This is a genomic window from Streptomyces sp. NPDC058741, assembly GCF_042746715.1.
In the GTDB taxonomy this organism is placed as follows: Bacteria; Actinomycetota; Actinomycetes; order Streptomycetales; family Streptomycetaceae; genus Streptomyces.
The window spans coordinates 150,307-163,644 of sequence record NZ_JBHYQH010000006.1 but is presented as its reverse complement, the minus strand read 5'-3'; the positions used below and the strand labels follow the sequence as shown (position 1 = coordinate 163,644).

The 13,338-nt window shown below is 71.4% G+C and carries 12 protein-coding genes; 5 read left to right on the top strand and 7 right to left on the bottom strand.

Annotation, left to right across the window (positions count from 1 at the left end; translation table 11 throughout):
- Positions 1–97: 97 nt before the first annotated feature.
- The 4 genes from ACFW6P_RS07465 to ACFW6P_RS07450 are packed head-to-tail and all read right to left on the bottom strand — an operon-like array spanning position 98 to position 4,980.
- The gene (locus tag ACFW6P_RS07465; protein WP_386423152.1) at positions 98–1,099 is read right to left on the bottom strand and encodes a hypothetical protein; all 1,002 of its coding nucleotides are present in this window, start codon (positions 1,097–1,099) and stop codon (positions 98–100) included.
- A complete protein-coding gene (locus tag ACFW6P_RS07460; protein ID WP_386423150.1) occupies positions 1,096–2,124 on the bottom strand; it encodes a TniB family NTP-binding protein in 1,029 nt (342 codons plus the stop codon). The genes ACFW6P_RS07465 and ACFW6P_RS07460 overlap by 4 nt, the downstream gene beginning before the upstream one ends.
- Positions 2,115–4,238: a Mu transposase C-terminal domain-containing protein gene (locus ACFW6P_RS07455; RefSeq protein ID WP_386423148.1), complete on the bottom strand. Its 2,124-nt coding sequence runs from the start codon at positions 4,236–4,238 to the stop codon at positions 2,115–2,117. Before ACFW6P_RS07455 ends, ACFW6P_RS07460 begins: the two co-directional genes overlap by 10 nt.
- A complete protein-coding gene (locus ACFW6P_RS07450; RefSeq protein ID WP_386423147.1) occupies positions 4,204–4,980 on the bottom strand; it encodes a TnsA-like heteromeric transposase endonuclease subunit in 777 nt (258 codons plus the stop codon). The genes ACFW6P_RS07455 and ACFW6P_RS07450 overlap by 35 nt, the downstream gene beginning before the upstream one ends.
- Positions 4,981–5,240: 260 nt before the next feature.
- Between ACFW6P_RS07450 and ACFW6P_RS07445 the strand changes: the two genes are divergently transcribed.
- From ACFW6P_RS07445 to ACFW6P_RS07435, 3 genes are all read left to right on the top strand, one after another.
- Positions 5,241–5,807 (top strand): helix-turn-helix domain-containing protein, encoded by a 567-nt coding sequence (locus ACFW6P_RS07445; protein WP_386347265.1) that lies wholly within the window; start codon positions 5,241–5,243, stop codon positions 5,805–5,807.
- An 89-nt stretch (positions 5,808–5,896) separates the two neighbouring features.
- Positions 5,897–6,583: a hypothetical protein gene (locus ACFW6P_RS07440; protein ID WP_386423146.1), complete on the top strand. Its 687-nt coding sequence runs from the start codon at positions 5,897–5,899 to the stop codon at positions 6,581–6,583.
- A 113-nt stretch (positions 6,584–6,696) separates the two neighbouring features.
- On the top strand, positions 6,697–7,032 hold the full coding sequence (locus ACFW6P_RS07435; RefSeq protein WP_386347482.1) for a DUF2516 family protein: 336 nt from the start codon (positions 6,697–6,699) through the stop codon (positions 7,030–7,032).
- A 30-nt stretch (positions 7,033–7,062) separates the two neighbouring features.
- Here the strand turns inward: ACFW6P_RS07435 and ACFW6P_RS07430 are convergent, their stop codons facing one another.
- From ACFW6P_RS07430 to ACFW6P_RS07420, 3 genes are all read right to left on the bottom strand, one after another.
- Positions 7,063–8,418 carry a PP2C family protein-serine/threonine phosphatase gene (locus ACFW6P_RS07430; protein ID WP_386423145.1) on the bottom strand — a complete coding sequence of 452 codons (1,356 nt, stop codon included), beginning with the start codon at positions 8,416–8,418 and terminating at the stop codon, positions 7,063–7,065.
- A 295-nt stretch (positions 8,419–8,713) separates the two neighbouring features.
- Complete coding sequence (locus ACFW6P_RS07425; protein ID WP_386423143.1) at positions 8,714–9,808, bottom strand: NlpC/P60 family protein; 1,095 nt, start codon at positions 9,806–9,808, stop codon at positions 8,714–8,716.
- Positions 9,809–10,024: 216 nt separating this feature from the next.
- Entirely contained in the window at positions 10,025–10,843 is an 819-nt protein-coding gene (locus ACFW6P_RS07420) for a class I SAM-dependent methyltransferase (protein ID WP_386423141.1), read from the bottom strand.
- Between the two features lie 635 nt (positions 10,844–11,478).
- On the opposite strand from ACFW6P_RS07420, the gene mshA reads away from it, so the two are divergent.
- Both mshA and ACFW6P_RS07410 read left to right on the top strand, forming a co-directional pair.
- Positions 11,479–12,816: a D-inositol-3-phosphate glycosyltransferase gene (mshA, locus tag ACFW6P_RS07415; protein WP_386423139.1), complete on the top strand. Its 1,338-nt coding sequence runs from the start codon at positions 11,479–11,481 to the stop codon at positions 12,814–12,816.
- Positions 12,809–13,318, top strand: coding sequence for a YbjN domain-containing protein (locus ACFW6P_RS07410; RefSeq protein ID WP_386423137.1), 510 nt, complete (start codon positions 12,809–12,811; stop codon positions 13,316–13,318). The genes mshA and ACFW6P_RS07410 overlap by 8 nt, the downstream gene beginning before the upstream one ends.
- Positions 13,319–13,338: the final 20 nt, after the last annotated feature.

Here is a 13,338-nt window from a genome sequence, read left to right as displayed (position 1 = left end):
TGACGGATGATCACCGCAGAGGGGCTGATCAACTCCGTGCGGTCCGTTCGTCCCTGACGCCGGACAGGTAGCGCCTCGACTTCGACCACGTGGTGCTTCACCGTGCATGAGAGGGGGTGTGTCGCAGAAGTCTGCGCATGATGAGTGGAGGCCACCACTCTGGCGTGCCTGGTGCAGCCGACGCCACCCGCATCAGTTGACGTTCCTGTTCGTCCATCCGTTCATTGATCCTTTCCGCGACCAGTGTGATTTCGCTTGTGAACCATGGGATGGCGGTCGTTCTCAGCCGTCGTTCGGGAGGCAACCGCCGCTCGAACTCTCGGTGAAAGAGCTGAACATCGCGGGGGCTGCCGAGAGCTAGGTGGCGCCAGACCGGAGATGTGTAGATCCCCAGGACTTCGACGAGGTCTGGCAGGAGAGCGGCCTCGCGCATCGCGTAACTTCGGCGAGCAAGGGGCTCGTCGGGAGCGATGAGGTCGAGAAGGCGTTCGGTCCTGTTGACGGCATATCCGTGCTTGGCCAGCTCACGCCAGAAGTCGACGCATTCCTGGTAGGCAGCCAGAACCCTTCGGGGTGTCCGCCGCCGAAACAGCCGATGGAGCCTCCGCTGCGCATGGACGATCTCAGGGGCCCGGTTGAGGCTGAACTGTCCGTCGATGGGGCCGGCGAAGTTGGCCATGTAGTGCCCGTGGTGGGTGCCCGTCCATCGGCGGTGTTTGACACAGAGGTGATGGTGTCCATTGATGACCCAGATTTCGACTTTCCAGTCGTCCCGTCCGGTGCGGGCCGCAACGCAGGGATGGCAGGCCCAACTGCGGGCGAGACCTTCGTACTGCTCGTGGGGCCAGGGGCCTGGAGTGGCCAGCTCGGGCAATTTCCGCATCAGCAGAAGAGGGGCCTGCCCGCTGCGCGATGCCAGGAGTTTCACGTTGTCCAGGGGCGATTCCGCTGTGTAGAAGCGGCGGAGTATGCGTTCGGGCGGAAGCCTGTTGAGCAGGGCGAGCCGTGCAATGTAGGACCGCAGGGTCTCGTTCGGGAAGGGGGTGGTGGTGAGGGGGAGCGGCCAGACTGGTCCGTAGAGGTCCGCGGAGGGGGTCATGCCGATGTCCTGTAGGCGCTCTCACTGGCGTGGTCGACGTGAATGGTGTGCAGCTGGCGGCGGGTGATCCGCTCACTGCCGTCGAGGATTGCCGAGATGGCGGCGGCCCGGATCAGGTGAGAGAGGCTGCCGATCATGCCACCGGTGCGTTGGTGGAGGTAGGCGTGCAGCTTGGTCAGGGTTCCTGGAGTGTGGTGATGCAGGCGGAGGGTGTCCTCCATGGTCGCTACCAGCCCTTCCCATTCGGCTCCGGGCGGGAAAGGGCCGGTGTGCAGGAGTGTGCAACGGCCAGCGATCTGGCCGCCCCGGATTCCGGTGAACAGCCCGGAATGCTCGACGTCGATGCCCGCATAGACAAATGTGGCGGGCAGGTGCTCGGTGAAGTACTTCAGGTGGTCGGACAACTCCTCACCCGCGATGGTGGCGAGGTTCATCAGGTGGATCTCGTCGACCAGGACGAGATCGGTGCGGGCCTCCGTCAGTACTTGGCAGACAGAGCTGGTGATGTCGGCGGTGTTGTGCCTGGGGGAAATGGTCGGGAGCTTGAGGAATCGGGCGAACTCCAGCGCTAGCTTGCGGGCCGAGCCCTTGGGTGGGGCCGTCACGTAGACCACCGGGATGCGTCGGCTGTCTCCGTAACGCTGCCGGATACGAAGCTCGTGTAGCCGGCCGAGTTGCCGCAGTGCGGTGGTCTTCCCGGTGGTGCGCTCCCCGGAGATGATCAGGCCGCGGCGGGCGCCGTGCTCGCGCCGGTTCAGCAAGGTCAGAAGGCGCCCTTGGTGGGCGACTTCTTTGACGGTGGAGGTGCGCACGACCTGGAGTTCGGAGTGGTAATCGATGCGAGCCTCGTCGTAGTCGGCGCGCGCTTCGTCGTCCATGGCCTCCCAGCGTTTGGGCGGGGCGAGATCGAAGGTCGCGGGGTCCTTCTCGACAAAACGGCGCCAGCCGCTCAGGGAAGTGGGCGGTTCGATCCGTTCGTCGTCGCCCGTCGGTGGTTCGCGTTCGTCGGGCGTGTTCACCACCATCGTTTTGCCTCCTCACGGGCGTTGAAGATGCCCAACGGCACCACCTTGGCCACCTCTTCGTTCTCCTCGGCGGCTTCGGGGTCCGGGTCCGGTTCGGGCTGGGGTGCCTGGTTGACCGCCGGCAGTTCCGGACGAGGCCAGGTGGGGGTGCTGGTGGCACGGGTGCGGGCGGCCACCTTGCGGTCGCGCCGACCGACCGCTCGGCGCCTGCCCTTGCTCTGGCCTGCGGGCCCTTCGACTCCGCCTTCGGGACCGTCGGCCGCGCGGTCCAGCAGCTTGACGGCGGCCTGTGCGATTTCCTCCTCGTGCGGTCGGCGTCGTTCGCGTTCGGTCAGTACCTGGTGGGCTCGGTCGAAGACCAACTCGCCCATCGGGACCGGAGAAGTGCGCAGGTGGCGCCAGGTCGCGGTGATCCACCCTTGGCCGCGGTGGTTGCGTACCCAGACACAGGAGATGTCGTAGGGGTCGTAGTGGACTTCCCATCTCTTGCCGTCCGGCCCCGCCCCCGAGGGCTGTCGCCGATAGGGGCTGAGTTCACAGGCGTCGTAGGTGCGGTTGTTGATCCGCACCCCGCTGGCGCCGATGACCCGCCACTCGCGCGGCATGAGCTGGACGTACTCCTCCTGGCTGAGCGCGACTGGGACGTATCCGGCCGCCGACACCAGCGCGGCGTACTTCTCGTTCGGACTCAGCGGACGGCCCGGCATCAGCGGGTCACGCAGTCCGTCATGGGGCCTGGTCTGCCAGATGGCGACGGCCCACTCCTGCAAGAGTTCCTGGAGTTCGTGGATGGACCAGGCTGCCTGCGCGGCCGGATCTTTGCCGCGCATTTCCGCACTGCGGCCGGTGTAGCCGGCCACGTACTGGGCGAACATGGTCGCCACCGAGCCCAGCGTCCGCTCGACGTGCGGCTTGTCGGTCGGGGTGTCCGGGTGCGCGGGCTGGAACGAAATTCCCAAGTGGCGGCAGGCGTTGCGGAAGTTGTCTGAGATGTATGCCTTGCCGTGGTCGCTGACCACCGTCTCCGGGACGATCACTGGTTTCGCGGCGGCCTGGGCCAGCCGCTCGTCCAGCGGCAGAAGCGAAGCGTAGGGCAGCACCGAGCGCGACATGCGCAGGGCGTCCGACCAGCCCGGCCGCATCGGCTCCGGTGTCATCGCGCGCGCCAGCAGGAGCGCGGCGTCCACCGCCTTCGTCGACGGCCGCAGCACCACCGCTGCCAGTGTCCTGGTGGCCACGTCCACCAGCCCGGTCAGCTCGCAGCGGTCCACCTCGCCGTCGTCGTGGATCACCATGACGTCCAGTGGCGTGGAGTCGATCTCCATCACCTCGCCCGGCCGGGCCGCCGTCAGCTGTCCGAACATCCGCTTCGGCTGCTTGCCCAGCGAGCGGCGGGTGCGGGCCGACCCCAGCAGATGCCGTCCCGTCGAAACCGCCTCCAGCAGCCGGTAGAACGCGGCCCGCGACGGCATCGCCACCGCTCCGGCGCCGTGCTCGGCCGCCAGGAGCCGTTCGACCTTGCGCCGCAGCACCTGCGCGGACACCGTCGCTTCATCGGTCCGGCTGTTCACGACCTGCTCGATCGCGGCCACCAGCCGCGGATCCGCCCGGCTCGTGCCGGTGGAGGGCTTGACCAGCCGCCGGTCCACCAGCCCCGCCACCCCCTCGCGCTCGAAACGGGTGCGCAGCCGCTGCAGAGTGCTCAAAGACACCTCCTCACCGGCCTCGCGCAGCTCGGCCAGCTTGGCCAACTCTCGCTGGCGCACCGAGCGCACCTCTGGGTCGTACTCCCGCCTCACAGCCGTGCCAGGAGTCGCATCTGGGCGGCCCGTCATCAGCTCGGTCAGATGCCGCTGCCACCACCGGGCCCGCTCCGCCGCCTCCTCGGGCAGCCCGTCCAGCACTCCCTCCTCGGGCAGCGGCGGGCGGGCCGGGCCGGCGCTGAGCACCGCGAAGCCCTCCGAAGCCAGCAGATGCCCGAGCAGCACGACGCTTGCGGCCTGGGCGTCATCGACCAGGCGAACCGATGTGCCGTGCAGGGCGGCGACGGTGTGCTCACGCCCGTCGTAGTGGACCCGGTCACCCAGCGACAACAGCCGCGGACGCGTCGGCATCCCAGCCCACCTCCTTCACCGCCGCAGGCACCAGCCGCACCAGCGACGCGGCTGACAAGCGCTCCGTCCGCAGCTCCGTCGTCAGCTCGTGGTGCCAGAGCAGGTGGTAGAGCACCGGCAGCACCGCGAGAGGATCACCGACCGCCCGAGCCCCCGCCAGCAGCCCCAGTGGCTCGCTGAACACCGCCAGCAGAGCGTCCGCCATCGGTTCCCGCCGAACTCTGGGATGCCGGTAGCCCGACAGCCACCGCAGGTTCGCCACCGACACTGGATCAAGCACTCCGACCCGTTCATAACCCCAGCCGACCCGGGCGCAGGCAGCAGCCGTCGCTGCGAACTTCGCTGCGTCCTCGGGCTCGATGCGCTCGTCCGGACGCACGTCCAGCACCACGGCCGTGCCGTCCCGTCGGCGTACGAAGTAGTCCGGCGTGTGCTTGATCCGCCGACCCCGGCCGCCGTACCGCCACGACAGCCGGAATGGTTGCGAGGCCACTGCCGCCACGTCTGGCTCGGCATCCAGCCGCATCAGGTGCCCGAGTTCCACCCAGGACTCGTAACCCACCAGCTCGGAGCAGGTCGCAGCCCAGTACCAGCCGGGGAAGTTCCGCTGCCCGCGGTACGACGGGAACGCGCGCACCTGCCCGGCCGCCTCGAACCGGGTCGGCCACATCACCTCAAGCGGCCCGCCATGCAGCTCACCTCGGGCGTCGGTGTACTCCAGCCAGAAGTCCTCCGCCTCCACCAGCCACCCCCACTCGGCGCTGACCAGGTGGAACGACCGTAGGAGGCGGAAGAAGTCAGCACCTCAGATTGATCGAGACGTCACACCAGATGCCCGAGATTGAGCGAGACGTGCGGTCGGATGCCTCACGATGACCGGGACTGCCTCAACTTCGCAGAGACAGGTCAGGGACGCCACCGATGGTCGCCGCGTCCCGTGGCGTGGCGCACTTTTGCAAGCAGGTGCTTGCAATAGTTAGCGTGATGACGCACTGTGGAGGCATGGCATCGCTCAACGTCGGCAATCTCGGTGACTACCTGCGCGAGCAGCGGCGCAACGCGCAGCTGTCGTTGCGGCAGCTCGCCGATGCCGCCGGGGTGTCCAATCCCTATCTGAGCCAGATCGAGCGCGGGCTGCGCAAGCCGAGCGCGGAGGTGCTGCAGCAGGTCGCCAAGGCCCTGCGGATCTCCGCCGAGACGCTGTACGTGCGCGCCGGCATCCTCGACGCCGAGCGGGACCGGGACGCGGTGGAGACCCGGGCCGTGATCCTCGCGGACCCGACGCTCCACGAGCGGCAGAAACAGGTGCTGCTGCAGATCTACGAATCCTTCCGCAAGGAGAACGGGTTCGGGAGCGGCGACGGGATCGACGGGATCGACGGTGTCGGCGGGGGTCTCCCGGACGGCGCCGGCACCGGGATACGGAACGTCCGCGCTGCCGACGGCGTCGCGGGCGGCAAGGACATCGGCGTCACGGCCATCAGGAACGACGACGGCGGTACGACCGCCACCCGCCGCCCCCGCAAGCGCGCCGGCGGCGACACCGACCCGCAGCAGACGGCCGGTTGAGCCGGACCAGGGCACCGGCCGCCGTGCTGCGGATCACACCACCCTCAACCGAACCCTCAAGCGACACAGAATCCGGGAGGACCATCACCATGGCCATCACCGACGACCTGCGCAAGACCCTCAGCGACCCGACGCCGCTCTACTTCGCCGCAGGCACCGCAGACCTCGCCCTTCAGCAGGCCAAGAAGGTGCCGGCCCTGGTGGAGCAGTTCCGGTCCGAGGCCCCCGCGCGGTTCGAGGCCGTCCGCAACACCGACACCAAGGCCGTCCAGGAGAAGGCGTCCGCCCGGGCCAAGGAGGCCTCCGCCCGCGTCAAGGAGACGCAGGAGAGCCTGCAGAGCAAGGTCACCGGGTTCATCGGCTCCCTCGACGCCGACATCAGGAAGATCGGCAGCACTCTCGACGCGGACCTGAAGAAGTTCGGCGAGAGCGCCCAGGACCTCGCGCTGCGCGGGGTCGGCGTGGCCGCCGAGTACGCCGTGAAGGCCCGGGAGACCTACGAGAAGGTCGCCGAGCACGGCGAGCAGGCCGTGCGCACCTGGCGTGGCGAGGCCGCCGAGGGCATCGAGGACATCGCCGAGGGCGTGGAGGAGCTGGCCGTCGCGGTCGAGCCCAAGCGCGAGCCGGTCGAGGTCAAGGACGAGCCGGCCAGGCCCGCCCAGGTCATCGCCTCCGAGGCCAAGGCCGCCGCCGCGGCGAAGAAGGCGCCCGCGCCCAAGAAGGCCCCGGCCCGCAAGCCCACCACCGCCAAGAAGACGACGCCGCCCGCGAAGTAGGCGGCACGGACCGACGCGTGATCCGGGCCGGGCACCCTGGGGGTGCCCGGCCCGTTGTACGGGTACGGTGACCGCAAAGGGACGAGCCGACTCGGGTGGTGGACGTAGTGCTGATGCAGGGCTTCCAGAACTTGTTGTGGCTGTTGAACCTGGCCCTGATCGTTTTCAGCGGCTTCGCGTTGATCGACGCCGCCGTGCGCCGTGAGGACGCCTACCGCGCGGCCGACAAGAAGACCAAGCCGTTCTGGTTGATCGTCCTCGGGCTCGCCTTCGTGGTGAGTCTGATCTTCAACATCCTGTCGTTCCTGCCGATCATCGGCCTCATCGCGACGATCGTGTACATGGTCGACGTGCGCCCGGCGCTCCGGGCGCTGCCGGGCGGCGGCCGCAGCCGGCGCGGCGGCTCCAGCAGCGACGGCCCGTACGGCCCGTGGAACGGCGGCCGGTAGGACCGGGCGCGCCCCCGGCCCCTGCGGGGGCTAGGGCACCCGGTCCAGCAGCAGGACCGCCACGTCGTCCGTCAGCTCGCCGCCGTTGAGGTCGCGGACCTCGTTCACCGCCGCCCGCAGCAGCTGCTCGCCCCGCAGGCCCTCGGCGAACTGGCGCCGGACCATCTCCGTCATGCCCTCCTGGCCCAGCCGCTCCCGGCCCCCGCCGACGCGGCCCTCGATCAGGCCGTCGGTGTAGAGCATCAGGCTCCACTCGGCGCCCAGCTCCACCTGCATCCGCGGCCAGCGCGCGCCGGGCAGCAGCCCGAGCGCCGGGCCGTTGTTGTCGTAGGGCAGCAGGCGCGCCGGGATGCCCGGGCGGGCCAGCAGCGGCGACGGGTGGCCCGCCAGGCACAGCCCGGCGCGGCGCCCGTCCGGCGCGATGTCCACCGTGCACAGGGTCGCGAAGATCTCGTCGTCGGCCCGCTCGTGCTCCAGCACCTGCTGCAGCGTGCCCAGCAGCTGGTCGCCGCACAGGCCCGCCAGCGTCAGCGCGCGCCACGCGATACGCAGCTCCACCCCGAGGGCGGCCTCGTCCGGGCCGTGGCCGCAGACGTCGCCGATCATGGCGTGCACGGTGCCGTCCGGCGTACGGACGACGTCGTAGAAGTCACCGCCGAGCAGGGCGCGTGAGCGGCCCGGGCGGTAGCGGGCGGCGAACCGCAGCGAGGAGCCCTCCAGCAGGGGCGTCGGCAGCAGACCGCGCTCCAGGCGGCGGTTCTCCTGGGCGCGCAGCCGGCCCTCGGCGAGCCGGCGCTCGGCCGACTCGGAGCGTTTGCGTTCCACGGCGTAGCGGATCGCGCGGCTCAGCAGCCGGCCGTCCAGCTCGTCGCGGAAGAGGTAGTCCTGGGCGCCCACGCGCACCGCCTGCGCGCCGCGCTCGGCGTCGCCCGAGGCGGTCAGCGCCAGGACGGCGTGCCGGGGCGCGAGCTCCAGCACGTGCTTGAGCACGGCGAGCTCGTCGTCGGAGTCGCCGCGGCCGGGCGCGGGCAGCGCGAGGTCCAGCAGGATGCAGTGGACGTCGTCGGTCAGCAGCCGCTCCGCCTCCGTCAGGTTGCGGGCCGTGCGCACGCGGATGGGCTTGCCCGCCTGGTCGAGCAGGTCCGGCACGATCGGCGAGCCGGCCGGATCGTCCTCGATCAGCAGCAGGGTGAGGTTGGTGTGGGCGGTGTTGTTCTCCGCCTTGTCCGTCGTGTCCGTGCTGGTGCCGGCGCTGTCCGGCGTGCGAGCGTGGGCCGAGGCGTCCGTGCCGGATTCCTCGGCGGATCCACCGCGCGGGGACGCGGCCTGGGCCTGACCACTCTCCACGGCCGGGATACCTCTCTGCCGCGGTATGGGTACGGGCATCTTCTTCGCTTCCTTCCCTCCCCCCGAGGGCACGGTGGGGCGAGGGACCTCGACCCACCGAGCGGGACCATAGCGGGTGTCGGCGCCGCAGTGGAATGGTGTAGGCCATGCCGCTGTGCCATCGGCCAGTGTCATATGCCGCGATATGCGCCGCAGTTGGACAGGCCGAAGATGCCGCGGGGATGACGAACGTCACGTCGGCGCTCTGCCGCGGCGGGCGTTGCGGGTGCGCTGGGTCATATGGCCCAGGTCACCGCGCGGGTCGGCGTCCGATGGCCGGTGTGCGACGGGTGGTTCAGCCGGCGTCCGGCCGTACGACGCCGAGGATCGGCATGGTGCCCGCGCCGGCGGTCGTCACCGTCCGCCCGGGCCGCGGGGCGTGCACGATCGCCCCGTCGCCGATGTACATGCCGACGTGGCTGGCGTCGCCGAAGTAGATGACGAGGTCGCCGGGCCGCACCTCGCGGACGTCGACGTGCCGCAGCCGCTTCCACTGCTCCTGCGACGTGCGCGGGATGCCGCGGCCCGCGGACATCCAGGCCTGTGACGTCAGCCCCGAGCAGTCGTAGGTCTTCGGGCCCTCGGCGCCCCACTGGTACGGCTTGCCGATCTGGGCCGTGGCGTACCGCACGGCCTTCTTGCCCTGCTCCGAGGCCTTGCCGTCGCTCTCGTCGAGGACGCCGGAGTCGAGCCAGGCGGTCTGGGCCTTGCGCGCGGCCTCCTGCTCGAGCTCGGCGAGGCGCTCCCGCTCCTCCTCGCGCAGCTCCGACTCGAGCCTCTCGGCCTGCTCGATCTGCTGCTCGATCTTCTTCTGGGCGGCGGCCTTGGCCTTGCGGCCGGCCTCCAGCTTCTTCCACTGCGCGGAGGCGTCCTCGGCGTACTGCTCCAAGTCCTCCTGAGTGCGCGTCAGTTCGCCGAGCAGGCCCTTCGTCGCGTGGTGGCCCTGGCGGACCCGGTCCGCGCCGTCGAGGAACTCCCGCGGGTCGTCGCTCAGTACCAGGTGGGCCTCCGGGGGCAGGCCGCCGCCGCGGTACTGCGCGGCGGCCGCGGCGCCCGCGCGGCCCTTGAGCTTCCTCAGCTTCTCCTTGCCCGCGACGATCTTCTTGGCCAGCCTGACGATCTCGGCGGACTGCTGGTCCGCCTTCTCCTCGGCGGCGTTGTACTCGTCGGTGGCGCGGGCGGCGGCGCGGTAGAGCGTGTCGAGCTTCTCCTGGACGGCTTCGAGGTCCTTGCCCGGCGTGGGCGGTGCGAGCGGCGCGCTCGCGCCCGGGGCGGGAGAGGGGTCGGGGCTGGAGGAGCGCGCGAACGCCGTGCCCGGTACCGCCAGCACCGTGACCGCGCAGACCACGGTCACGGCCGTCGCGATCAGGCCACGCCTGCCCGTATCCATACCTCGGCCCTCCCCAGCTGATTAACCGTCAGTAACATCCGGTCCGCCTGGGGATGGTGCCATGTCGGCGGGCCAAGCGACAGGGGGAGTGCTTCCCGCCGACCCCCGGCCCGTATGCCCCGGTCCGACGGTCTCCCCGCGTGTGTGACGAACGCCACGAAGAGATCGTTCCCGGCCGGGCAGGCCTGGTTCCGGACGTGCCGGACCGCCCGGTGTTCAGCCGCGCGGGGCCAACGCCTCCCAGCGCAGCGTCACTTCGCCCTGCCGCCACCGCACCGGCCCGTCCACCACCGGCCAGTCGCCGGTCAGGTCCCGCACCGTGCGGATCCAGCGCTGCCGGGCGCCGTAGGAGGCGTAGGGTGCGGCGGCCGCCCAGGCGCGGTCGAAGTCGCGGAGGAACGCGTGGACGGGCTCGCCGGGGACGTTGCGGTGGATGAGCGCCTTCGGCAGGCGTTCCGCCAGGTCGGAGGGGCGTTCCAGGGAGCCCAGGCGGGTGGCGAAGGTGACCGTGCGCGGTCCCTCCGGGCCGAGGGAGACCCACACGTGGCGGCGCCCGATCTCGTCGCAGGTCCCCTCCACCAGCAGCCCGCCGGGCGTGCCGGCTGCCGGGTCCGCGGGCGCCAGCCGTGCGCACAGCCGCCGCCACACGGCCGCGACCTCGCCCTCGTCGTACTGCCGCAGCACGTTCGCGGCGCGGATGAGCACAGGGCGCTGCGGGATCGGGATCTCGAAGCCCCCGTGCCGGAAGACCAGCCCCTCCCGCTCGTACGGCAGAGCCGCCGCGACCCGGGCCGGCTCGATCTCGACGCCGACGACCCGTGCGCGGGGCGCGACCGTGCGCAGCCGCTCCAGCAACTCCACGGCCGTCCAGGGCGCGGCGCCGTACCCGAGGTCGACCGCGACGGGGTCGGCGGCGCGGCGCAGCCGGGCGCCGTGCACGGTCGCGATCCAGCGGTCCATACGGCGCAGCCGGTTGGGGTTGGTCGTCCCGCGGGTCACCGTGCCGATGGGGAGGGCGGCGGCGCGGGGTGTCATACCTACGAGGTTAAGCGGCCCTCGGCGCTTCCCGGGCGGGCCCTCGGTGCTCCTGCGCGGCCCTCGGCGCTTTCCGGGCGGGCCGTGGCGCTTCCTGCGCGAGCCCGTGGCGCTTCCCGGGCGGGCCCTCGGCGCTTCCTGCGCGGGCCCTCGGTGCTCCTGCGCGGCCCTCGGTGCTCCTGCGCGGCCCTCGGTGCTCCTGCGCGGCCCTCGGCGCTTCCCGGGCGGGCCGTGGCGCTTCCTGCGCGAGCCCGTGGCGCTTCCCGTGTGGGCCCCCGGTGCTCCTGCGCGAGCCCGTGGCGCTTCCCGTGTGGGCCTCGGTGCTTCCGCGCGAGCCCGTGGCGCTTCCCGTGTGGGCCTCGGTGCTTCCGCGCGAGCCCTCGGGGCTTCCGCGCGAGCTCTCCGCGCTCCCGCGCGGGCCCGTGGCGCGTCCTGCGCGGGCCTCGGCGCCTCCCGCGCGGGCCCTCGGCCGCGCGCCTCCACCTCCGCGTCGATCGAACGGTTGAGCGATGGGCGGTAATGATTCGGTAAAAGTCTCGAATCGGGAAATGGAGCGCACTCGTCCGGTGTTGCACGGGGGCGGAGGGCATCGGGCGCCCTGCGAGAGGCATGCCTGGAGCGAGGAGGAACGCCACGTGAGCCAGTACATCGGCAGGCTCGGGCGGCGTGCCGCGTCCTCACCCGCCCGTCTCCGCCTCCACCGCAGGCCCCGCCGGGTCGCCATGCTGTCCGTGCACACCTCCCCGCTCCACCAGCCCGGCACCGGCGACGCCGGCGGCATGAACGTCTACATCGTGGAGCTCGCGCAGCGCCTCGCCGCCCTCGGCATCGAGGTGGAGATCTTCACGCGCGCGACCGCCGCCGCCCTCCCCGCGACCGTGGAACTGGCCCCGGGCGTCCTCGTCCGGCACATCGACGCCGGCCCCTACGAGGGCCTCAACAAGGAGGACCTTCCCGCCCAGCTGTGCGCCTTCACCCACGGCGTGATGCAGGCCTGGGCCGGACACCGCCCCGGCCACTACGACCTGGTCCACTCCCACTACTGGCTGTCCGGCCACGTCGGCTGGCTCGCCGCCCAGCGCTGGGGCGTCCCCCTGGTGCACGCCATGCACACGATGGCCAAGGTCAAGAACGCCAACCTGGCCCACGGCGACACCCCCGAACCGGCCGCCCGCGTCATCGGCGAGACGCAGATCGTCGCCGCCGCCGACCGCCTCATCGCCAACACCACCGAAGAGGCCGACGAACTCGTCCAGCACTACGCGGCCGACACCGGCAAGGTCGCCGTCGTCCACCCCGGCGTGAACCTCGGCCGCTTCTCGCCCGCCGACGGCCGCGCCGCAGCCCGGGCCCGCCTCGGCCTGCCCCAGGACGCCCTCATCCCGCTCTTCGCGGGCCGCATCCAGCCCCTCAAGGCCCCCGACGTGCTGCTGCGGGCCGTGGCCGTCCTCCTCGACCAGCGCCCGGAGCTGCGCTCGCGCATCCTCGTGCCCGTCGTCGGCGGCCCCAGCGGCAGCGGCCTCGCCAAGCCCGAGGGCCTGCAGAAGCTCGCCGCCCGCCTCGGCATCGCGGACGTCGTACGGTTCCGCCCGCCCGTCGGCCAGGACCAGCTCGCCGACTGGTTCCGCGCCGCCTCCGTCCTCGTCATGCCCTCGTACAGCGAGTCCTTCGGCCTGGTCGCCATAGAGGCCCAGGCGGCCGGTACCCCCGTGCTCGCCGCCTCCGTCGGCGGCCTGCCGGTCGCCGTGCGCGACGGCCACACCGGCTTCCTCGTCCGCGGCCACGACCCGGCCGACTACGCGCGCGTGCTGCGCGACTTCGCCGACGACCCCGGCCTGGCGCCCCGGCTCGGCGACCAGGCCGCCCGCCACGCCCAGTCCTTCGGCTGGGACACCGCGGCGGCCGCCACGGCGGACGTCTACGCGGCCGCCCTGCAGTCGCACCGCCGTCACGTACGCTCGCTGCATGGGTGAAACCGATCTCGAACAGCGCGTGGCACAGGTCGTCGAGACCGTCCTGAAGGACGCCGACCTGGAGTGGGAGAGCCCCGAACCCGGCACCTACGTCGCCCAGCTCCCCGGCACGCGCAAGCTGAGGACGACGCTCTCCCTGCGCGTCGGCCGCCACTCCCTGTCCCTGAACGCCTTCGTCATACGCCACCCCGACGAGAACGAGCAGGGCGTCCACCGCTGGCTGCTCGAACGCAACCTCAAGCTCTACGGCGTGAGTTACGCCGTCGACCGGCACGGCGACGTCTACGTCACCGGCCGCCTCTCCCTCGCCGCCGTCACCCCCGAGGAGCTCGACCGGCTGCTCGGCCAGGTCCTGGAGGCCTCCGACGGCAGCTTCAACTCCCTGCTGGAGCTGGGCTTCGCCGCGGCGATCCGCAAGGAGTACGACTGGCGCGTCTCCCGGGGCGAGTCGACTCAGAACCTGGAGGCGTTCGCCCACCTCACCCAGCGCCCGGAGCGCTGACCGGGCCGCTCCCGGCAGCC